The sequence below is a fragment of the Streptomyces sp. V4I8 genome (assembly GCF_041261225.1).
Taxonomy (GTDB): domain Bacteria; phylum Actinomycetota; class Actinomycetes; order Streptomycetales; family Streptomycetaceae; genus Streptomyces.
Genome location: NZ_JBGCCN010000001.1, coordinates 5,928,974 through 5,947,935, shown reverse-complemented (window position 1 = coordinate 5,947,935; position 18,962 = coordinate 5,928,974). Strand labels below are relative to the sequence as shown.

Genomic DNA, 18,962 nt, shown 5'->3' with positions numbered 1-18,962 from the left:
GAGTCGTAGGCATGGAGCTCTTGGATCAGGCGACGGCCGGTACCTGGCTGGCCACCGCCGTCGAGGAGGCCCGCGCCGGGCTCCGCGAAGGCGGCATCCCGATCGGTGCCGCCCTCTACGGCCCCGACGGGTCCCTCCTCGGCCGCGGGCACAACCGGCGCGTCCAGGACGGCGATCCGTCCACACACGCGGAGACGGCCGCCTTCCGGGCGGCGGGACGGCAGCGGTCGTATCGCGGCACGACCATGGTGACCACTCTCTCCCCCTGCTGGTACTGCTCCGGTCTGGTCCGGCAGTTCGGCATCTCCCGGGTGGTGGTCGGCGAGGCGGTCACCTTCCACGGCGGGCACGACTGGCTGGCGGAGCACGGCGTCGAGGTCGTGCTTCTGGACGATCCCGAGTGCGTCGGGATGATGCGCGACTTCATCGAGACCAATCCGGCACTGTGGAACGAGGACATCGGTGAGTGAGCACCCCCGCACCCCCCACGGCCCCCGCACTTCCCGCGCGCCCCGCACCCCCCGCATTCCCACGATCGACCTGCGGCCCTGGCTCGGAGGCGATACCGAGGCCCGCCGGGCCATCGCCCGCACCGTCGACGAGGCCCTCCAGACCGCCGGGTTCCTCCTGGTCACCGGGCATGGCGTGGACCCTTCCCTGCGCGCCCGCATCCGCACGGCGGCCCGCGCCTTCTTCACGCTCCCGGTCGAGGTCAAGCAGGCGTACGAAGTGAAGGTCGGCGGCCGCGGCTGGCTCGGCCCCGGTGCCGAGGCCAACGGGTACGCGGAGGGCACCGAGACCCCGCCGGACCTGAAGGAGTCGCTCACCTTCGCGACGCACGAGCCGTTCGACGACCCGGTGATCAACGCCGAGTGGTACGCACCGAACGTCTGGCCGGCGGAGACGCCCGAACTCCGGTCGCTGTGCGAGGAGTACCTCGCGCGCATGGGTGAGCTGGAGAACCAGCTCCTCTCCCTGCTCGGCGAGGCCCTCGGCCTCGAACCCGACTTCTTCTCACGGCACATGGACCATCCGACGTACGGCTTCAACATCAACTGGTATCCGGGTGCGGAGGTGATCGGGGAGCCGGAGCCCGGGCAGTTCCGCATCGGTCCGCACACCGACTTCGGCACCGTGACGATCCTCGACCGGCAGGCCGGCAAGGGCGGGCTGCAGGTCTACACGGACGAGGGCGGATGGGAGGACGCGCCCTTCGACCCGGAGGCGTTCACCATCAACATCGGGGACCTGATGGCCCGTTGGACCGGCGACCGATGGCGGTCGGGGCGGCACCGGGTGCTGCCGCCGCCCGCGGACGCGCCGGCCGAGGAGCTGATGTCCCTCGTCTACTTCGGGGAGTGCACGCCCGGCACGCTCGTGGAGTCCGTGCCGGCTCCGGTGGGGCGGGTGGCGTACGAGCCGGTCGACTCCCATGTGTATCTGCGGGAGAAGCTGGACTCGATCACCGTCGACTGAGCACGGCCGGCCGACCCCTGCGAACCGTTTCTGAGTAAGGGTTGCCTCGTTGGGCGGGATACCACCCGTTCGGGTGTGCCCCCCGCCGCGAATGGAGCCGCCCGTGCGAATGACTGACATCCAGCGCTGCGAAGTCCGGCCCGGCCGGCTCGTCGAGTGGACGCTCAGCCCGGCGACGGTGGCGGCGGCGACAGGCCTGCCGGAGGACTCCAGACCGCCGGCGTACGTGCAGGAGTCACATCTCAAGACGGTCCACTCCGTACGCGAGGACGGCCTGTTCCTGCCGACCTGGCTCGGCACGGCGTTCGACATCCCGGGCCGGGTCGATCTCGACGCACTGCAGGACGCGCTGTACGGCTGGACGCTGCGGCACGAGACGCTGCGCAGCGGCTTCCGCTGGACCGACGGCGAGATGCGGCGGTTCACGGTCGACACCGGGGCCGTGTCACTCCGGCGCGAAGTCGTCGGCGACTTCCCCGACGCGACGGAACTGGTCCAGCATCTCCAGGACCGCTTCGACACCGCGGCGTACGCGCTGCGCTGGCCGAACTTCATCTACGCGGCGGTCGTCCGGGACGACTGCACCAGCGTGTACATGGCGTTCGACCACAGCAACGTCGACGGCTACTCGATCATGCGCGTCCCGGCCGAGATCCACGATCTCTACGCGGCGGCCGTCGCGGGCCGCCCCGTGGCTCCGTCGCCGGTCGGCAGTTACGTCGACTTCTGCGAGATCGAGCGGGAGGAGGCGGACCGGATCGACGACGACCACGTGATCGTCGCCCGCTGGCGGGAGTTCATCAAACGCTGCGACGGACAGCTGCCGAACTTCCCCGTCGAGCTCGGCGTCGATCCCGTCGGCCTGCACCCCCAGAAGCTCATGCGCGAGATGATCGTGGACGCCGACACCGCCGCGGCGTTCGAGACGTACTGCCGCCCCTACGGCGGAAGCCTGGTCGGGGTACTGGCCGCGACGAGCCTGGTGGTGCACGAGCTGGGCGGTCAGCCCGTCTACCGCACGGTTGTGCCGTTCCACACCCGGGACACGACGCGGTGGTCGGACTCGGTGGGCTGGTTCGTCGGCGCCGCGCCGATCGAGGTTCCCGTGGCCGCCGCGTCCGATCTCGGCAGCGCCCTGAGGACCGTGCGCGCCGAGCTGCGCGCCAACAGGCCGCTGGCCCGCATCCCGCTCGCCCGGGTCCTGGACCTGCTCGGCTCGGACTTCCGCCCGACGTCGCCCGACCTGTACTCGGTCGTCTCGTTCCTCGACGCCCGGGGCATCCCCGGCTCCGCGCAGTGGACCGACCGGAAGGTGTACGGACTGGGCAGGGTGACGTACGGGGACAAGGTGTACGTGTGGTTCAACCGGCTCCATGAGGGCCTGTGGTTCACGTGCCGCTACCCGGACACCGACATCGCGTACAAGAACATGCGGCTCTACGTGGAGCGGCTGCGGGACCTCATGGTCTCGACGGTCTCGTGAGGGCTCCGACGGTGTCGTAGCGGTCAGGGGCCCGCTTCGAGTACGTCGATCAGCTTCTCGAAGCGCGCCCGCCACCGCGGTTCCGACTCGTCCCCGCCCTGGAACTCGTGGGTGAAGCGCAGGACGCTGCCCTCGCTGCCCTCCCGCTCCAGGTGGAACCTGATCCGGCCGCCGTCCTCCACCGTGTACTCGGCGACCCGCTCCACGTCCCACGCGGTGATCCGCCCGGCCCCGACGTCACGCAGTGTGACCGCGCCCCCGAGCCGGGGTTCCAGGACGTCGGCGGTCGTGAACCAGGACGTGAGCCCCTCGGGGGTGGTCAGCGCGGGCCAGACCGTCTCCATGGCCTGCGGAAGCCGTACCAGGAAGTGCAGGATGTGCGTGTTTCCGTGGGTCTGGCTGATGCCCTGTTCCACCGAACCGGTCATGACACCAGCCTGACCCCACCGGGCACGAAACGCACCCCGCTGCGGGGCTTACACCCCGGCGTAGGAGTGCTTGCCGGAGACGAAGATGTTCACGCCGTAGTAGTTGAACAGCCAGCAGCCGAAGGCGATCAGGGCCAGGTAGGCGGCCTTGCGGCCCTTCCAGCCGGCCGTGGCGCGGGCGTGCAGGTAGCAGGCGTAGGCGACCCAGGTGATGAAGGACCAGGTCTCCTTGGGGTCCCAGCCCCAGTAGCGGCCCCAGGCGTCGCCCGCCCAGATCGCGCCCGCGATGATCGTGAACGTCCACAGCGGGAAGACGGCGGCGTTGACCCGGTAGGAGAACTTGTCCAGGGACGCGGAGGCGGGCAGCCGGTCGAGGACGGAGTTCGCGAAACGGCCCGGGGTGCCGCCGCCCGCCAGCTTGTTCTCGTACGAGTCCTTGAACAGGTAGAGCAGCGTGGAGACGGCGCCGACGTAGAACACCGCGCCGCAGAAGATCGCGGTGGAGACGTGGATGTACAGCCAGTACGAGTGGAGGGCGGGAACCAACTGGTCACTCGCGGTGTACAAGACAGTGACGGCGAGGCCGAGATCGAGGAGGACCGTGGTGATCAGGAACAGCCCGAGCCAGCGCACGTTCTTCTTCAGCGCGAGCAGGGAGAGGTACACCCCGACGGCGACCGTGGAGAAGGTGATGTTGAACTCGTACATGTTGCCCCACGGCGCCCGCTGCACCGACAGAGCCCGCGTGAGCACACCGCCGAACTCGATCAGGAAGGCGAGGACGGTGAGGGAGATGGCGATACGCCCGTAGAGGTCGCCCTGCGCGTCCCCACCGTGCGCCCCGGGCCCGTCCGGCACATCCCGCTGCCCGGCAGCGGCCCGCACGACGACCTTCGGCCGCTCCAGTACGGCGGTGGAGCCGCCCTTCTTCACGGTGACGGCGGGCGCGTCGGCCTTGCCGGCCTTCGCCGGGGTGAGCGCGGCGGCCGTACGGCCGACCTTGCTGCGGCTGCCGAGGAGCCATTCGGCGATGTACGCGAAGAAGGCCAGGGTGTAGACGGCCATCGACGAGTAGATCAGCGTGTTGCTGATGTTCGCGAGGTTTTCGTTGGTGGCGGCGGCCAGATCGGTTGCGGCGGCGAGAGTCACTTCTCAGGCCCTTCGGCAGGGACGACTTGGGGGTCGGGGACAGCTTCGGAATCTACGGGGTCGTCGTCGGGGTCGGGCGCTCCCGGTGCCTGCTCGTACAGAATCCCGGCGAGGTCGCCGAGCTCCTCGGGCACCTTGGCGGACTCGCTGCGGCCGAGGCCGGCCATCTCGACGACCGTCACGCCGTCGTCGCCCTTGACCGCCCGCACCCATACGCGGCGGCGCTGGATGAAGAGGGAGGCGGCGAGGCCGAAGATCGCGGTGACGGAACCGGCGAGCGCCCAGCCACTGCCGGGCTGCTGCGTGACCTGGAAGTTCGCCCACTCCTTGGTGCCCTCGTAGGTGACCGAGCCGGCACCGTTCGGGAGCTTCATGGTCTCGCCGGGCTTCAGGTTCTCCCGGAGCTGCTGGCCCTTGGAGTCCTTGAATCCCTTCATGTGCGACTTGTCGAGCTGGTACACGCTCTGCGGGATGCCCGAGTCGACGCCGAGGTCGCCGTAGTACGGCGTCAGGTTCAGCACCGGGTTCAGCAGCGCCGGGAAGGTCGAGGCCGTCTCGCTGCCCTGGGTGTAGGTCGGCAGCAGGAAGGCCGAGATGCCCAGTTGCTCCCTGACGCCCTCGGCGTTCTTGTAGCCGTCGAGGACCTTGACGACACCGGTGGACGTGACGTTGCCGTCGAGCGGCAGCAGCGGGACGGCGTCGCTGAACACGACGTCGCCCTTGCCGTCCTTGACGGTGATGACGGGGGCGTAGCCGTGGGCGGTGAGGTAGACCTTCGAGTCGCCGATCTCCAGGGGGTGGTTGACCTTGACGAGGGTCTTCCTGTCCTTGCCGTAGGCGCCCTCGGAGTAGGTGAGGGCGGCCTGGTAGGTGCGCGGGGTGCCCTTGTTGGGGCCGGAGATCTCGTAGGTACCGGTGAAGTCGTTCAGGCTGAAGCTGAACGGCGTCAGGTCATCGGCGGTGAAGAGGTTGCCGGACTTGAAGTCGTCGTAGGCGATCAGCGTGTTGGAGAAGCCGTTGCCCTCGACGAGGAGCTTGTTGCCCTCGGACTTGAAGAGCTGCCCCCACGCGAAGGCGACCAGCATCACGATGAGAGCGATGTGGAAGGCGAGGTTGCCGATCTCGCGCAGATAGCCCTTCTCGGCGGCGACGGCGTCACCGGCGAGGTGAGCGCGGAAGCGACGCTTCTTCAGCAGGGCGAGCGCGGCCTCGCGCACCTGCCCGGGCTCGGCCTCGGTGCGCCATGTCGTGTAGGCGGGCAGCCGGGTCAGTCGCTTGGGCGCACCCGGCGGACGGCCGCGCAGCTGGCCCACGAACTGCCAGGTGCGGGGCACGATGCAGCCGATGAGGGAGATGAACAGCAGGATGTAGATCGCGGAGAACCACACCGAGCCGTAGACGTTGAAGAGGCCGAGCTTGTCGTAGATCGGCGCGAGGGTGGGGTGGTTCTTCTCGAAGTCGGCGACCTTGGTGATGTCCTGGCCGCTCTGCGGGATCAGCGAGCCGGGGATGGCTCCGAGCGCCAGCAGCAGCAGGAGCAGCAGGGCCACTCGCATGGAGGTCAGCTGCCGCCAGAACCAGCGGGCCCAGCCGATGACGCCCAGCATGGGCATGTTGGGCGGAGTCTCCACGGGTGCCGTGGACAGCTGGGAGCCGGCGGCACCGAGGTCCTGGTCGTCGGGAGCGGCGGCCGGGGTCTCATCGGGTACCGCGCCGACTGTGCTCTTGCTCATGGATCAGATCCCCACAGTGAATCCGGCGGACCAGGACTGCATGTCCTGGACGAGGCCGGCCCAGACGCCGGTCAGCAGCAGCAGACCGGTGACGATCATCATCGTGCCGCCGATGCGCATCACCCAGACATAGTGGCGCTTGACCCAGGCGAACGCGCCGAGCGCCTTACGGAAGGCGACGGCCGCGAGCACGAAGGGGATGCCGAGGCCGAGGCAGTAGGCGACGGTCAGTATGGCGCCGCGTCCCGCGCTGGCCTGCTCGAAGGAGAGCGCCTGCACGGAGGCGAGGGTCGGTCCGATGCAGGGCGTCCAGCCGATGCCGAACAGCGCGCCGAGCAGGGGCGCTCCGACCAGCCCGGCCACCGGCCGCTTGTGGAAGCGGAACTCGCGCTGGGTGAGCCAGGGCATCAGCCCCATGAAGAAGACGCCCATGACGATCATGAGGACGCCCAGCACCTTGGACAGGACGCCCTTGTTGTCCTGGAGCGTCTGGCCGAAGTAGCCGAACAGCGCGCCACCGGAGACGAAGACCAGGGTGAAGCCGAGCACGAACAGCGAGGCCCCGGCGGCCATCCGCCCCCGTCGGGCGTCGGCCAGATCGGTGCCGCTGACTCCGGTGACGTAGGACAGATAGCCGGGAACGAGCGGCAGGACGCACGGCGAGAAGAAGGAGACGAGGCCGCCCAGCACGGCGATCGGCAGGGCCAGCAGCAGGGCACCGTGCATCACCGTGCCGTTGGGGTCGGTGCCCGCGGCGAGGGTGAACATCGCGCTCACGTCACTTCTCCGCGAGGACCGGGTCGATCATGGAGCGCAGCTTCTCCTCGCTGAGCGCGGCCAGGGAGCGCGCCGCGATCTTCCCCTCCCGGTCGAGGACGAGGGTGGAGGGAATCGCCTGCGGATTGAGCGTGCCCTTCTTGAAGCGGAGCATCAGCTTGCTGCTCGGGTCGTACAGGCTGGGGTAGGTGACGCCGAACTGCTTCTCGAAGGCGACCGCGCTCTTGATCTGCGGGTCGGCGACGTTGATGCCGACGAACTGCACGCCCTTCGCCTTGAGGTCCGTGGAGACCTTCTGGAAGTTGGGGGCCTCCGCCCGGCAGGGCGAGCACCAGGATCCCCACACGTTCAGGACCACGACCTTGCCCTTGAAGGAGGAGAGCGCGAGCTGCTTGTCGTCGAGGGTCCGGCCGGAGAGGTCGGGGGCCGCGTCGCGCTTGCTCTTCTCGACGGTGGAGATGCCGTCCTTGCCCATGATGAACTTGGTGTCACCGCTTCCCCCGGAGACGCCTCCGGAGCCGCAGGCGGAGACGAGCAGGGCCGCGACGGCGGCACCGGCGGTCGTCAGGGCTGCGCGGCGCGAGCGGTTCCAGGCGGTAGGGCGCAGGGGGGCGCGGCTGGCGGCACTCATGTGAAAAGTTTCGCATGCCCGTTCTGGGGATCTTGCCCACCCCCCTCCCGGACGTGGACCCGCATTTCAGGCCGCGTTCTGAGCCCCCGTCGAGGAGCCGGTGGCGGAACCGGTGGAAGTGCTCGGGGAGGTGCTCGTGGAGGTACTCGGGGAGCCGCTCTTCATGAACGCGTTCCAGCCACCGGCGGGCTCCTGCCCGACCTCCAGCGTGCGCAGCTTGGCGAGCACGTCGGGCTTCTGTACGTCCATCCAGTCCACGAACTGCCGGAAGGAGACGAGCCGGATGTCGGCGCCCTTCTCCTTCTCCCGGGCGATGTGCTTGAGGGCCTCCTCGACGGCGTCCATGTAGATGCCGCCGTTCCACTGCTCGAAGTGGTTGCCTATGAAGAAGGGTGCACGGTTTGTCTCGTAGGCCCGCTTGAAGCCCTGGATGTACGCCTGCGCCGACTGCTCACGCCAGCCCGGGTAGTTGTAGCTGGGCGCCTTCGTGGAGTTCACCGACTGGTTGGCGAGCATGTTGTAGTCCATGGACAGGACCTCGAACGAATGTCCGGGGAAAGGTATCTGCTGCAACGGCAGATCCCACAGCCCCTGCTTCTTCTGCGGCCACACCTGACGACCGCCGGGCGAGGAGGCGTCATAACGCCAGCCCAGCTCGCGGGCGGTGGGCAGCAGGTTGTCCTGGCCGAGGAGACAGGGCGTGCGGCCGCCGACGAGTTCCTTGTCGTAGTCGAAGGGCAGGGAGGGCAGATCGGTCCACCCGGAGTTCGTCCGCCACTCCTTGACGAAGGCCTTGGCCTGGTCGATCTCGCTGCGCCACTGCTGTGCGGTCCAGTTGCCGACGGTGCCGGTGCCGGCGCAGAAGTGGCCGTTGAAGTGGGTGCCGATCTCGTGGCCGTCGAGCCAGGCCTGGCGGACGTTCTTCAGGGTCGCCCTGATGTGCTCGTCGGTGAGGTAGCCGATGTCGGAGGCGCCGCGCGGGTTGTTCGGGGGCTCGTAGAGGCGCTTCTTGCTCTCGGGCAGCAGATACAGCCCCGAGAGGAAGAAGGTCATGTGCGCCTCGTGCTCCTTGGCGAGTTCGAGGAAGCGCGGGAAGAGACCGTTGCCGACCTCGCCGGCGCCGTCCCAGGAGAAGATGACGAACTGCGGCGGCTCCTGGCCCGGCTCCAGCGGCTCGGGCTTGCCCGGCTGGTTCGGCTGCTTGCCGGTGTAGGAGGTGGAGCCGTCGCCTATGGGGCGGGCACGGTTGGTCTGGGGGCCGGGCTCGTTGTCTCCACCGTCCGTGGAACCCCCGGCGTCGTTCGACCCGTCTGACGAGGTGAGGGTGCCGCATCCCGCGAGCCCGAGGGCGGCGGCCGCTCCGGCACCGAGTCCGATGACTCCCCTTCGGCTGAAGTTGCGCATTGCTGCCCCGTCCGTCGTGCTTCGCTGGTGGTCACCCAGTCAGAGGGCACGACGAACGGGGAGGTTCCTCCGCATCGCGGAGGATTCGCAACAAATGTCACAAACGCGTACTGAGCGCCCCGAAGGGCGCGGGGCTGTATCGATGTGCGGCTTCGCCGCGTGGGCACGACCAGCCCCACCGGACCCGCAGATGCATCACGGCGCTCCCAGCGGAGCGTCTACGCGCCGAAGGCCTTGTCCTTCCCCTTCACCGGCTTGGCTCCGGCGCGGAGATGGGCGGGGACGAGGTCGATGGCCGGCTCGCTGTAGCCGACGGACACGATCCTGTCGCCCTGGTACGTGAAGGTCGTCAGCGACGCGAGCGTGCACTGCCGCTTGCGCGGGTCGTGCCACAGCCGCCGCTTCTCGATGTGGCTCCGCACGATCCAGATCGGCAGCTGATGGCTGACCAGCACGGCCTCGTGCCCCCGCGCGGCGTCCTTGGCCGAGTCGAGCGCGCCCATCATGCGGATGACCTGGTCGACGTACGGCTCGCCCCAGGACGGCTTGAAGGGGTTGACGAGGTGCTTCCAGTTCTCGGGCTTCTTGAGGGCCCCGTCCCCGACCCCGAAGGTCTTGCCCTGGAAGACGTTGTCGGCCTCGATGAGCCGCGCGTCGGTCGTGAGGTCAAGGCCGTGCGCCTTGGCGATCGGCGTCGCGGTCTCCTGCGCCCGTTCCAGCGGGGAGGCGCAGACGTACGTCACATCACGGGAGGCGAGATGCTCGGCGACCCGGTCGGCCATCTGCCGCCCGAGCTCGGACAGGTGGTACCCGGACAGCCGGCCGTAGAGGATCCCGTCCGGGTTGGCGACCTCGCCGTGCCGCATGACGTGGACGACGGTGACGTCGCTGTCGCTGTTCTTCATACCGGTCTCGTTGCTGCCGTCGCTCATGCCGCCGTGGCCTCCGCCGCCGCTCGGGCCGCCGCCGGGAGGGCGTCGGCGATCCGCTGGACGGCCTGCCCGTCGTGGGTCGTGGACACGAACCAGGACTCGAAGGACGAGGGCGGCAGATAGACGCCCTGCGCCAGCATCGAGTGGAAGAACGCGGTGAAGCGGAAGGACTCCTGTCGCTTGGCGTCCTCGTAGTTGCGCACTTCCCGGTCCGTGAAGAAGACGGAGAACATGTTGGAGGCGTTCTGCAGCCGGTGCGCGACGCCTTCCTTCGTGAGGGCCTCGGTGACGAGGGCCTGGATCTGCGCGGAGACGGCGTTGACGGTGTCGTAGGCGGCCTCGTCGAGCAACCGCAGCTGGGCGAGGCCAGCGGCGGTGGCGACCGGGTTCCCGGACAGGGTGCCGGCCTGGTAGACGGGCCCGGCGGGGGCGAGGTGGGCCATCACGTCGGCGCGACCACCGAAGGCGGCGGCCGGGAAGCCGCCTCCCATCACCTTGCCGAAGGTCATGAGGTCGGGCTTGACCCCGTCGATGCCGTACCACCCGGCGCGGCTCGTCCGGAACCCGGTCATGACCTCGTCGGAGATGTAGAGGGCGCCGTTCTTGCGGCAGGCGTCCTTCAGTCCCCCGTTGAAGCCGGGGAGCGGCGGGACGACGCCCATGTTGCCGGGTGAGGCCTCGGTGATCACGCAGGCGATCTCACCGGGGAAGCGGTGGAAGGCCTCGTGGACGGACTCGAGGTCGTTGTACGGCAGGACGATGGTGTCGCCGGCCTGGGCGCCGGTGACGCCGGGGGTGTCGGGAAGAGCGAAGGTGGCGACCCCCGACCCGGCCGCGGCGAGCAGCGAGTCGACGTGCCCGTGATAGCACCCGGCGAACTTGATCACCTTGGTCCGCTGGGTGAACCCGCGGGCGAGCCGGATGGCCGACATGGTGGCCTCGGTCCCGCTGGAGACGAGCCGCACCTGCTCCAGCGGCTCGATCCGCTCGACCATCTCCTCGGCGAGCGCGACCTCGCCCTCGCCGGGCGTACCGAAGGAGGTACCGCGGGATACGGCGTCCTGGACGGCGGCGATCACGTCCGGGTGGGAGTGCCCGAGGATCATGGGCCCCCAGGAGCAGACGAGGTCGACGTACTCGCGTCCGTCGGCGTCGGTCAGGTACGGACCGGTGCCGGACACCATGAACCGGGGCGTACCGCCCACGGCGCGGAAGGCGCGTACCGGGGAGTTCACGCCGCCGGGCGTGACGGCGGCCGCACGGTCGAACAGGGCCTGCGAGGCCGGTGCTGCGTACGGATAGGGCGATTCGCTCATGGCCTGCGACTTCTCCGACCTTCTCGGGCTCCGATTGTCAGTGACCTCCTCAGGGTAGGCCAGCGGTCAGTGACGGCAGCGGGACCGCTGCCTGACTCGGCGACTGGTCTGGACCGGCCGCGAGGGGGCACTTCCGGTCTCCCCCGGTCGCGCCCGGTCTCCGCTGGTCACCACTTCCCGGCGGCCCTCCCCTCGCGATCTGCGAGACTGGGCGTGATACACACAGCTCATGCGGGGCGTGGTGGTCGAGGACTGAAAAGATCCTGCGGACAGGTGTTTCGACGCACGTTTCGGCGGGCGGCCGTGGGGGAGGTCACTGACACGATGATCGGGTTGCGCGGCGGGCGCCACGCGTCCTAGAAAAGCAGTCGGGTGGAGATATGCATCGCGGTGGCGGACTGGGCGAGGGGACTGATGACCTGGGTCCTCGACGTGCCCGGCGGGGAAGGCACCGGCGCGACGCGGAGGATTCGAACGAAGCACGTCAGGGACACGTAGTACCGGATATGCCGGGTGTACCGAACGAATCAGAGCGGGCCGACCGACGCGGCGAGCGCAGCGAACGTAGCGAGCGCGGCGATCGCGATCGGCTGAGGGTGAGCAGGAATGGTGGTCGGGTGGGGGTGACGTACAAGTACTTCGGCGCGCCCGACGGTGCGACCGCGGCCCGCGTCCCGATCTCGATGCGCCCCGAAGAACTCGGCGGCGACGAACTCGGCATGAACGGCATGTTCACCAAGATCAAGCCGGAGACCATGGCCGCGATGGTCCTGACGGGCATCGAAGGCGTCCCCCTGCACAAGGTCCCGCCCCTGGAGCTGGTCGTCCTCCACCCCGACTACGCGGTGGTCAAGCTGCCGATGACGGTGGTCGATCCGTTGCGGGGCATAGGAGAGGAAGCGGTGGGCGCGGCCGCTTTCATCTGGTCGACGGTGCCGGATCGCGGGGGGCCGCGGGACGCGTTCAACGTGTACCAGTTGCTGCACGAGTGGCAGGACTTCAGCCATCGGTTGCATGAGGCGGGGCATCAGCCTTATTGCCTTGTATGGCCCTGAACTGGGGTTTCGCTGGATTCGGGCGGGGTTTTCGGGCCCCGCCTTTGGCATGTGCCGGGAGGGGATCATTCCTCACTTGTCGGCGTCCACGACAAGGCGGCGGCCGCGAACCCGGCCGTAATTCGCTTGCCCTGGCCACGGGTCGACGCTGCACTGTGGCCAGAGACCACGAGTCGTGGTGCCGGTGTCCCGAGGAGGCAGCAGCGGTGGAGATCCGTCCCACGACCGACGAGGATCTCGACGTCTTCGTCGACACAGTCCATGCCGCGTTCGGGAGCTTCCCGGAAACACCGATCGAGGGCGGCGGGCTCTGGTGGTCGGCGCTCGAAACGGACCGCTGCGTACTCGCCCTGGCGGCGGACGGGCGTCCCGTCGGCACCGCCGCCACGCACTCCTTCGAGCTCACCCTGCCCGGTGAGACCCTCGTCCCGGCCCCCGGGGTGACGGCCGTCGGCGTCCTGCCCCCGCACCGGCGCCAGGGCGTGCTCAGCGCGATGATGCGGCATCAGCTCACCGAGCTGCGGGCCCGCGGGGAGTTCCTTTCCGTGCTGCTGGCCTCTCAGGCCACGATCTACGGCAGGTTCGGCTACGGACCGGCGACCTACACGGCGCAGCTTAAGGTGGCGCGCAACGAGGCCGCCCTCGCCGTTCCCCGGGCGCGCGGAGTGGCCCACGCACCGACGACCGGCTCGGACAACGGCTCGGTCGAGGTGCTGCGTCGGGCCGAGTGCGGCGAGATTCTGGAAGAGGTCTACGACCGGTACCGCCGCGCCCAGCCCGGCGCGTTGTCCCGGCCGCACCGCTGGTGGGCTCTGCGCGCGGGGCAGCCCCCGATCTCGCCGGCGCCGCGTTACGTCGCTGTCCACCGGGACGCCGACGGCGTCCCGGACGGGTACGCCAGCTACTCGATCGAGTCCGGCACCCTGACGGTCGACGAGACCATCGCCACCGACGACGCCGTCTTCACGGCCCTGGCCCGGTTCGCACTCGGACACGACCTGGTCTCTCAGGTCGTGTTCAAGCACCTCCCGCCCGAACACCCACTGCGCTGGCAGCTCGCGGACCTCCGCGCCGGCCAGGTGAGCGGCGACACCGACTGGCTCTGGGTGCGGCTGCTGGACGTCCCGCGTGCGCTGACCGCGCGCGGCTGGTTCACGGACGGCGAGCTCGTCCTCGACATCGACGACCCGTTCCTCGGCGAACACGACCGCTACCTGCTGACCATCCGGGACGGCAAGGCCGACTGCGTCCCGACGGACCGGAATCCCGACCTGTCCCTGGACATCAGCGACCTGGGCTCCGTCTATCTCGGCGGCACCGCCCCGAGCACGCTCGTGCGCGCCGGACACATCCGGGCCCACCACCCAGGCGCGGCCACCCTCGCTGACGCCCTCTTCCGCGCCGAGCGCTCCCCGCACTGCCTGCACTGGTTCTGACCGCGCTCGCCCTCCTCCTCACCCAGAGGCCCGGTGCGGGAGGACGGGGGTGGAGTCAGACGTCGGCACGGACGAACACCGGCTTGAGGTGCTTCTGCGGCAGCGCGGTCGGCAGGTCGTCCCAGTCGATGACGTGGGAGACCACCTTCTCGGGGGCGAGCTCGCCGGAGGCGGCGAGGTCGAGGGCGTCCGGGAGGTGGGCGCGGACGTTGTCGCGGGCGACGCGCAGGGTGACGCCGTTGAGCTACATGTCCAGCAGGGGCAGCTCGCCGGGCCCGAAGTGGTTGCCCGCGCTCTCGCACATGCCTTCCGGGGTCAGGCACTTGACGGCGAGGGCGAGTTGACCGACGCGGCCGGTGGCCTCCACGGCGATGTCGTAGCCCTGCGGGAGCGGCTCCAGGGACGCGGCGGTGGCGGCCCCGAAGGCGCGGGCGAGGGCGCGGTATTCGGGCTCGGGGTCGACGTAGAGGAAGGGGACGGTGGCGATGTGCCGCGCCAAGCGCAGCATCGAGCCCCTCGACCGGACCGCCGAACAGTTGCGGGCGCTCATCCTCGCCACGATCAAGGACTGATCGGGGCGGCCCTCCCCTTCAAGCGCGCAGCGCGGCGCGCACCGCCTCGGCCCGCTTCTCGGTGAACACGCCGCTGTCGAGCAGGGGCAGGACGGACAGCACGCCACCGGAGGCGCCCCAGCCTCCCTCGTCGATCACACGGAAGTTGACCCACCACGCGGGCGACGGCCGCTCCGTGCCACAGGCCGCCGCCAGCGCGGCCGGCACCCTCTCGATGACCTCGGCCCGGACGTCCGGCTGCCAGGCGACGTCCATGACCGCCAGGTCGATCACCATCACGTCCAGCTCCGGCCCGGCATCCACCAGCAGCCGCCCGCCGATGGCCATCATGTCGCGCTGTCATACCGACCGGCTCATGCCGCCGGGCGTTCGTCGCCTTGGTCGTGGCCACGGTCGTCGCCTTGGTCGTGGCCATGGTCGTGAACGACCGTGATGTGGCGCTCAGGGCCAGGCGTCTCCAGTTCATCGACGACCGCGACAGCGAGGTCCTCCGCGCTGATCCACGAACGGCCCTCCGCCCCGATGAGCAAGGTGTCCGTACCCCGCCGATAGCGGCCGGTCCGATCGCCGGGCTCCAGCAGGGCCGGCGGGCTCAGATAGACCCAGTCGGCGTCGGCATGGGCCTGGCAGGCCCGCAGTTGAGCCACCCCGGCGGCCGCGACGGCCTGCCACTCGGCGGGCACGTAGGCGGGGTTGTCCGCGACCCGCAGATCCTGGTCGCCGGGGCTGCGCAACGCCCCCGCGCCGCCGATCACGAGGACGCGGATCCCGAGTTCCGCGGCGACGTCCAGCGCCGTACGGGTCGCCCCGACCAGGAACTCCTCGTCGACCGGAAACGTCCGCACGGTCAGTACGACGGCATCCGCGCCGCCGCCCCCGTGGGAACCGGCGAGTGCCCCGCGCACGGCGTGCGAGTCGTTCGCGTCGACCGCGACCGGCGTCACGTTCGGGTCCTCGCTCGCAGGCTTCCGGGACAGGGCGAGCACATGGTGTCCGCGCGCTCCGGCCTCGGCGATCACCCGGGTCCCGACCATGCCGGTGGCCCCGAGAACGGCGATCGTCATGCCCGTCTTCATCGAACCTGCCTTCATCGAAGCTCTCTTCATCGACGTTCTCTTCATCAACGTTCTCTTCATCGACGCTCTCTTCATCGAACCCGCCCTCCCCGCACCAGCACCCCCGGCGAATCAAGCTGCGCCGCGAGCAACGCCGCCAACGCGAGGACGAAGCCGACGCTCTGCGGCAGGCTCAGCGACTCGCCCAGCGCGATGCCGACGACCGTCGCGACCAGCGGGGACAGCAGGACCAGCGGGGCGGACGCGCCGACGGGCAGCTTTCCGATGCCGCGGAACCACAGCGTGTACGCGATCAGCCCGCCCATGCTGCCGAGCCACAGGTAGCCGCCGACCGCTCCGGCGTCGATCCGCTGCGGCACGCCCTCGATCGCGAGGGTGAGCGGGAGCAACAGCAGCCCGCCGGCCGTCAGTTGCCAGCCGGCCAGGGCCAGGGGACCGGCACCGGCGGGGCGGCCCCACCGTTTGGTGAGGACGACCCCGCCGGCCATGGCGGCCGTACCGCCGAGCCCGGCGAGCACCCCGACGGCGTCCAGCCGGGCCGCCGGCCCGAGCACCACGAGTCCGACGCCGAGCACGCCGATCACGCCCCAACTCCAGCGCCAGACCGTCGGCCGGTCGTGGAGCACCGCGATGGCCAAGCCGGCGACCAGCAGCGGCTGCGTGGCGCTGAGGGTGGCGGCGACTCCGCCGGGGAGTCGTTCGGCCGCGAGGAACAACAGGGGGAACAAGGCACCGACGTTGAGCGCCCCGAGGACCCCGGCCCGCCACCACCAGTCCCCGCGCGGCAGCACACGGGCGAGCGCCAGCCCGAGCAGCCCGGCGGGCAGGGCACGCATCAGCCCGGCGAACATCGGGTGCCCGGGCGGCAGGAGTTCCGTGGTCACGGCGTAGGTGGTGCCCCAGGTCGCCGGGGCGAGTGCGGTCAGCGCGACGGTCACGACGGTCGCGGCCGTTGCCATCGGCTGCGCGTACGCGGTCCGTGTCGGGGCCGGTGAGCGCTCGGTCAAGGAAGGCATGTGTCGCAGTCTCCGCAGCCACCTCCCATGACTCCAAAGCATGGTTGTCATCACAGCCATGAACAAGCACGATGGGTGGGTGGATCTCCAGCAGATGCGCTACGTCGTCGCCGTCGCCGAAACCCGCAATTTCACCCGCGCGGCAGACCTCTGCTCCGTGGTGCAGTCGTCCCTCAGCCACCGGATCGCCGGCCTGGAACGCGAGCTCGGAGTCAGGCTGTTCGCCCGCTCCAGCCGTCGCGTCGAACTGACCAGCGCGGGGGAGGCGTTCGTCGCCGCCGCGCGGGAGTGCCTGGCCGCCGCCGACCGCGCGGTCGCGGACGCCGCCGCCGCGACGGGAGTCGTACGGGGCCGGCTCGCCGTCGGTGTGATCGTGACCACGGCCGCCGTGGACGTACCCGAGTTGTTGCAGCGGTACCGCGCCCGGTACCCGGACGTCCACGTCGTCCTCCGGTCCGGGCGCAGCGACGAACTGGCCGCGGCGGTCCGGGACGGCGACCTGGACATCGCCTTCCTGGGCCTGCCGGAGGGCGAGGCGCCGTCCGGCGTGGAATCGGTCGTCCTCGATCACGACGAGCACGCGCTCGTCGTGCCGACGGGGCACCGGCTCGCGGGCTCTTCGCAGGTCACGCTGCGGGAGATCGCCGAGGAGACGTTCGTGGACTTCGCGTCCGGTACGCCCGCCCGCGCTCAGTCGGATCAGGCGTTCGCCGCGGCGGGCCTGGTCCGGGACGTCGCGTACGAGGCCGGTGTCGTCGAGCTGATCATCCGCCTGGTCACCCGCGGACTCGGCATCGCGCTGCTGCCCTCGGCGTACATCCGGCCGCTGGCCGCCGACGACCCCGGACTGGCGCTCGTCCCGGTGCTCGACGGACCGCACCGCCTGGAATATCTGGTGTGGAGCCGCTTCAACCCCAGCCCGGCGACGCGGGCGATGCTGGAAGTCCTCGGGGTGCCCCGCCACACCCAGGCCACGACGGGCTGAAGACGACTCTCGGGCCGGTTGCGCCCCTGTCGGGGACGTGATCGACGGGCCCGATGGGGTCGGTGGCCCGCGATCGTGCCCCCTCCGGCAGCCGCCCGGCGATGTTCTTCGGCGTGGTGGCCGACAGCTCCTCGGCCAGGGCGCACGCGTCCCCGGTGCGGCCAGGGCGCACCGCGTCCCCGGTGCGGAGGCAGCTCAGGCCCCGGCCCGACCGCCCCGCCTCACTTCGTGCCGACCGTCCGCAACACCGTCACCGCCAACGTCCGCGCCGCCTCCACCACTTCGGCGACCGTCACGTGCTCCCGCTCACTGTGCGCCACCCGGATGTCCCCCGGCCCGAACTGCAACGTCGGAATCCCGGCCCCCGCGTACAACCGCAGATCACTCCCGTACGGCGCCCCGCACTCCCGCAGCCCCGCCGCTCCCCCGGCGTCGGCATGAGCACCCCGGATCACCTCCGGCAAGGGATGCCCCTCCGGCAGCCGCCCGCTGGCGAACCGCCCGCCCGGCCAGGTCACCGTCGCCGGATGCGCCCGCAGCCAGGGGTCGGCGGCGCACGCCTCGGCGACGCACAACTCGAAGGCGGCCCGCGCCTCGCCCGGATCCTCCCCGAGCCGCACCCCCAACCGCCCTTCCGCGACCAGCAGATCGGGCACGCTGCTCGCCCAGTCCCCGGCCCGCACGGTCCCCACCGACAGGGCGTACGGGATCGGGTGCCCGGCCATCAAGGGATGCGGGTCCCGGTTCCGCTCGGCCTCCAGCCGGGCCAGCGCCCGGTGCAGCGGCAGATACGCGTCGATCGCGCTGACGCCCTGGTCCCGCGCGCTGCCGTGCGCCGCCTTGCCGGGTACCGCGAGACGGAAGGTCAACGCCCCGGCGTTCGCGGTGACGAGCGCGCCGGCCGTCGGTTCGGAGATGACGCAGACGTCTCCCCGGTGACCGCGCCGCAGCGTGCCGAAGGCGCCGAGACCGCCGTCCTCCTCCCCCACGACGAAGTGCACGCCGACGCGTCCGCGCAGGCGCACGCCGGCGGCCCGTATCGCCGCGAGGGCGGCCAGGTGGGCCACCAGACCGGCCTTCATGTCACAGGCGCCCCGGCCGTGGACGACGTCCCCGGTCACCCTGGGCACGAACGGATCGCCGGCCCACGCGTCGAGATCCCCGGGCGGTACGACATCGACATGCCCCTGCAGGACGAAGGCGGACCCGTCGCCGCCGTCCTCCGTCACACCGACCAGGCCCCAGGCCTCCTCGCGCTCGGCCTCCGTCCCCGGGAAGCCGGGGTCGGCACGCAGGGCGTCCAGGTCCATGGACCACAGGTCGACGTCCAGCCCGAGCCGCTCCAGCCGTCCCGCCAGCAGGTGCTGAAGCTCCGACTCGGCGGCGCTCCCGGTCACACTCGGCACCGAGATCAGCTCCAGCAACGTCCGCCCGATCCCGGCCTCGTCCATCTCCGCCAGGACGGCGCCCTCCACGTCACTCAGCACGATGAC

At 70.3% G+C, this 18,962-nt stretch carries 18 protein-coding genes and 1 pseudogene; 6 read left to right on the top strand and 13 right to left on the bottom strand.

All coding sequences use genetic code 11. The annotated features are described in order from the left end of the window. The first annotated feature begins 11 nt into the window (after nucleotides 1–11). The 3 genes from ABIE67_RS27095 (at nucleotide 12) to ABIE67_RS27085 (ending at nucleotide 2,959) form a co-directional block, all read left to right on the top strand. Nucleotides 12–470, top strand: coding sequence for a nucleoside deaminase (locus ABIE67_RS27095; RefSeq protein ID WP_370262538.1), 459 nt, complete (start codon nucleotides 12–14; stop codon nucleotides 468–470). Further along, a complete protein-coding gene (locus tag ABIE67_RS27090; RefSeq protein WP_370262534.1) occupies nucleotides 463–1,476 on the top strand; it encodes an isopenicillin N synthase family dioxygenase in 1,014 nt (337 codons plus the stop codon). Before ABIE67_RS27095 ends, ABIE67_RS27090 begins: the two co-directional genes overlap by 8 nt. 103 nt (nucleotides 1,477–1,579) lie before the next feature. Next, on the top strand, nucleotides 1,580–2,959 hold the full coding sequence (locus ABIE67_RS27085; RefSeq protein ID WP_370262529.1) for a condensation domain-containing protein: 1,380 nt from the start codon (nucleotides 1,580–1,582) through the stop codon (nucleotides 2,957–2,959). Nucleotides 2,960–2,982: 23 nt separating this feature from the next. On the opposite strand, the gene ABIE67_RS27080 is transcribed toward ABIE67_RS27085, so the two are convergent. The 8 genes from ABIE67_RS27080 to hemL all read right to left on the bottom strand — a co-directional run bounded on the left by ABIE67_RS27080 (nucleotide 2,983) and on the right by hemL (nucleotide 11,329). Then, a complete protein-coding gene (locus ABIE67_RS27080; RefSeq protein ID WP_370262525.1) occupies nucleotides 2,983–3,387 on the bottom strand; it encodes an SRPBCC domain-containing protein in 405 nt (134 codons plus the stop codon). A 48-nt stretch (nucleotides 3,388–3,435) separates the two neighbouring features. Next, on the bottom strand, nucleotides 3,436–4,536 hold the full coding sequence (ccsB, locus tag ABIE67_RS27075; RefSeq protein ID WP_370262521.1) for a c-type cytochrome biogenesis protein CcsB: 1,101 nt from the start codon (nucleotides 4,534–4,536) through the stop codon (nucleotides 3,436–3,438). Then, a complete protein-coding gene (locus ABIE67_RS27070) occupies nucleotides 4,533–6,269 on the bottom strand; it encodes a cytochrome c biogenesis protein ResB (RefSeq protein WP_370262519.1) in 1,737 nt (578 codons plus the stop codon). Before ABIE67_RS27070 ends, ccsB begins: the two co-directional genes overlap by 4 nt. 3 nt (nucleotides 6,270–6,272) lie before the next feature. Next, nucleotides 6,273–7,037: a cytochrome c biogenesis CcdA family protein gene (locus ABIE67_RS27065; RefSeq protein WP_370269002.1), complete on the bottom strand. Its 765-nt coding sequence runs from the start codon at nucleotides 7,035–7,037 to the stop codon at nucleotides 6,273–6,275. Between the two features lie 10 nt (nucleotides 7,038–7,047). Further along, the gene (locus ABIE67_RS27060) at nucleotides 7,048–7,677 is read right to left on the bottom strand and encodes a TlpA family protein disulfide reductase (protein WP_370262517.1); all 630 of its coding nucleotides are present in this window, start codon (nucleotides 7,675–7,677) and stop codon (nucleotides 7,048–7,050) included. A 66-nt stretch (nucleotides 7,678–7,743) separates the two neighbouring features. Further along, complete coding sequence (locus ABIE67_RS27055; protein ID WP_370262514.1) at nucleotides 7,744–9,081, bottom strand: hypothetical protein; 1,338 nt, start codon at nucleotides 9,079–9,081, stop codon at nucleotides 7,744–7,746. A gap of 218 nt (nucleotides 9,082–9,299) precedes the next feature. Next, nucleotides 9,300–10,013 carry a histidine phosphatase family protein gene (locus ABIE67_RS27050; RefSeq protein ID WP_370262512.1) on the bottom strand — a complete coding sequence of 238 codons (714 nt, stop codon included), beginning with the start codon at nucleotides 10,011–10,013 and terminating at the stop codon, nucleotides 9,300–9,302. Next, nucleotides 10,010–11,329 carry a glutamate-1-semialdehyde 2,1-aminomutase gene (gene hemL / locus ABIE67_RS27045; RefSeq protein WP_370262510.1) on the bottom strand — a complete coding sequence of 440 codons (1,320 nt, stop codon included), beginning with the start codon at nucleotides 11,327–11,329 and terminating at the stop codon, nucleotides 10,010–10,012. The genes ABIE67_RS27050 and hemL overlap by 4 nt, the downstream gene beginning before the upstream one ends. A gap of 380 nt (nucleotides 11,330–11,709) precedes the next feature. Here hemL and ABIE67_RS27040 point away from each other — a divergent pair, with 380 nt between their 5' ends. Beyond that, nucleotides 11,710–12,384, top strand: coding sequence for a hypothetical protein (locus tag ABIE67_RS27040; RefSeq protein WP_370262508.1), 675 nt, complete (start codon nucleotides 11,710–11,712; stop codon nucleotides 12,382–12,384). 206 nt (nucleotides 12,385–12,590) lie between these two features. After that, nucleotides 12,591–13,820, top strand: a complete 1,230-nt coding sequence (locus ABIE67_RS27035; RefSeq protein WP_370262506.1) for a GNAT family N-acetyltransferase — start codon at nucleotides 12,591–12,593, stop codon at nucleotides 13,818–13,820. Nucleotides 13,821–13,875: 55 nt separating this feature from the next. Here ABIE67_RS27035 and ABIE67_RS27030 read toward each other — a convergent pair. From ABIE67_RS27030 to ABIE67_RS27015, 4 genes and pseudogenes are all read right to left on the bottom strand, one after another. Next, a pseudogene (locus tag ABIE67_RS27030) lies at nucleotides 13,876–14,292 on the bottom strand (dehydrogenase); the annotation flags it as partial. Nucleotides 14,293–14,410: 118 nt separating this feature from the next. Next, nucleotides 14,411–14,722, bottom strand: a complete 312-nt coding sequence (locus ABIE67_RS27025) for a hypothetical protein (RefSeq protein ID WP_370262504.1) — start codon at nucleotides 14,720–14,722, stop codon at nucleotides 14,411–14,413. 23 nt (nucleotides 14,723–14,745) lie between these two features. Further along, complete coding sequence (locus tag ABIE67_RS27020) at nucleotides 14,746–15,456, bottom strand: NAD(P)-dependent oxidoreductase (RefSeq protein ID WP_370262500.1); 711 nt, start codon at nucleotides 15,454–15,456, stop codon at nucleotides 14,746–14,748. 83 nt (nucleotides 15,457–15,539) lie between these two features. Then, nucleotides 15,540–16,484, bottom strand: coding sequence for an EamA family transporter (locus ABIE67_RS27015; RefSeq protein WP_370262496.1), 945 nt, complete (start codon nucleotides 16,482–16,484; stop codon nucleotides 15,540–15,542). 79 nt (nucleotides 16,485–16,563) lie between these two features. Here ABIE67_RS27015 and ABIE67_RS27010 point away from each other — a divergent pair, with 79 nt between their 5' ends. Continuing rightward, complete coding sequence (locus tag ABIE67_RS27010) at nucleotides 16,564–17,469, top strand: LysR family transcriptional regulator (protein WP_370268998.1); 906 nt, start codon at nucleotides 16,564–16,566, stop codon at nucleotides 17,467–17,469. Between the two features lie 221 nt (nucleotides 17,470–17,690). Here ABIE67_RS27010 and ABIE67_RS27005 read toward each other — a convergent pair whose 3' ends face one another. Beyond that, entirely contained in the window at nucleotides 17,691–18,956 is a 1,266-nt protein-coding gene (locus ABIE67_RS27005; protein ID WP_370268993.1) for an ArgE/DapE family deacylase, read from the bottom strand. Nucleotides 18,957–18,962: the final 6 nt, after the last annotated feature.

Coding starts and splice junctions, on each gene's coding strand:
- ABIE67_RS27095 (WP_370262538.1), top strand. CDS start 12: ATGGAGCTCTTGGATCAGGCGACGGCCGGTACCTGGCTGGCCACCGCC.
- ABIE67_RS27080 (WP_370262525.1), bottom strand. CDS start 3,387: ATGACCGGTTCGGTGGAACAGGGCATCAGCCAGACCCACGGAAACACG.
- ABIE67_RS27070 (WP_370262519.1), bottom strand. CDS start 6,269: ATGAGCAAGAGCACAGTCGGCGCGGTACCCGATGAGACCCCGGCCGCC.
- ABIE67_RS27065 (WP_370269002.1), bottom strand. CDS start 7,037: ATGTTCACCCTCGCCGCGGGCACCGACCCCAACGGCACGGTGATGCAC.
- ABIE67_RS27060 (WP_370262517.1), bottom strand. CDS start 7,677: ATGAGTGCCGCCAGCCGCGCCCCCCTGCGCCCTACCGCCTGGAACCGC.
- ABIE67_RS27055 (WP_370262514.1), bottom strand. CDS start 9,081: ATGCGCAACTTCAGCCGAAGGGGAGTCATCGGACTCGGTGCCGGAGCG.
- ABIE67_RS27050 (WP_370262512.1), bottom strand. CDS start 10,013: ATGAGCGACGGCAGCAACGAGACCGGTATGAAGAACAGCGACAGCGAC.
- hemL (WP_370262510.1), bottom strand. CDS start 11,329: ATGAGCGAATCGCCCTATCCGTACGCAGCACCGGCCTCGCAGGCCCTG.
- ABIE67_RS27040 (WP_370262508.1), top strand. CDS start 11,710: ATGCATCGCGGTGGCGGACTGGGCGAGGGGACTGATGACCTGGGTCCT.
- ABIE67_RS27025 (WP_370262504.1), bottom strand. CDS start 14,722: ATGATGGCCATCGGCGGGCGGCTGCTGGTGGATGCCGGGCCGGAGCTG.
- ABIE67_RS27020 (WP_370262500.1), bottom strand. CDS start 15,456: ATGACGATCGCCGTTCTCGGGGCCACCGGCATGGTCGGGACCCGGGTG.
- ABIE67_RS27015 (WP_370262496.1), bottom strand. CDS start 16,484: ATGCCTTCCTTGACCGAGCGCTCACCGGCCCCGACACGGACCGCGTAC.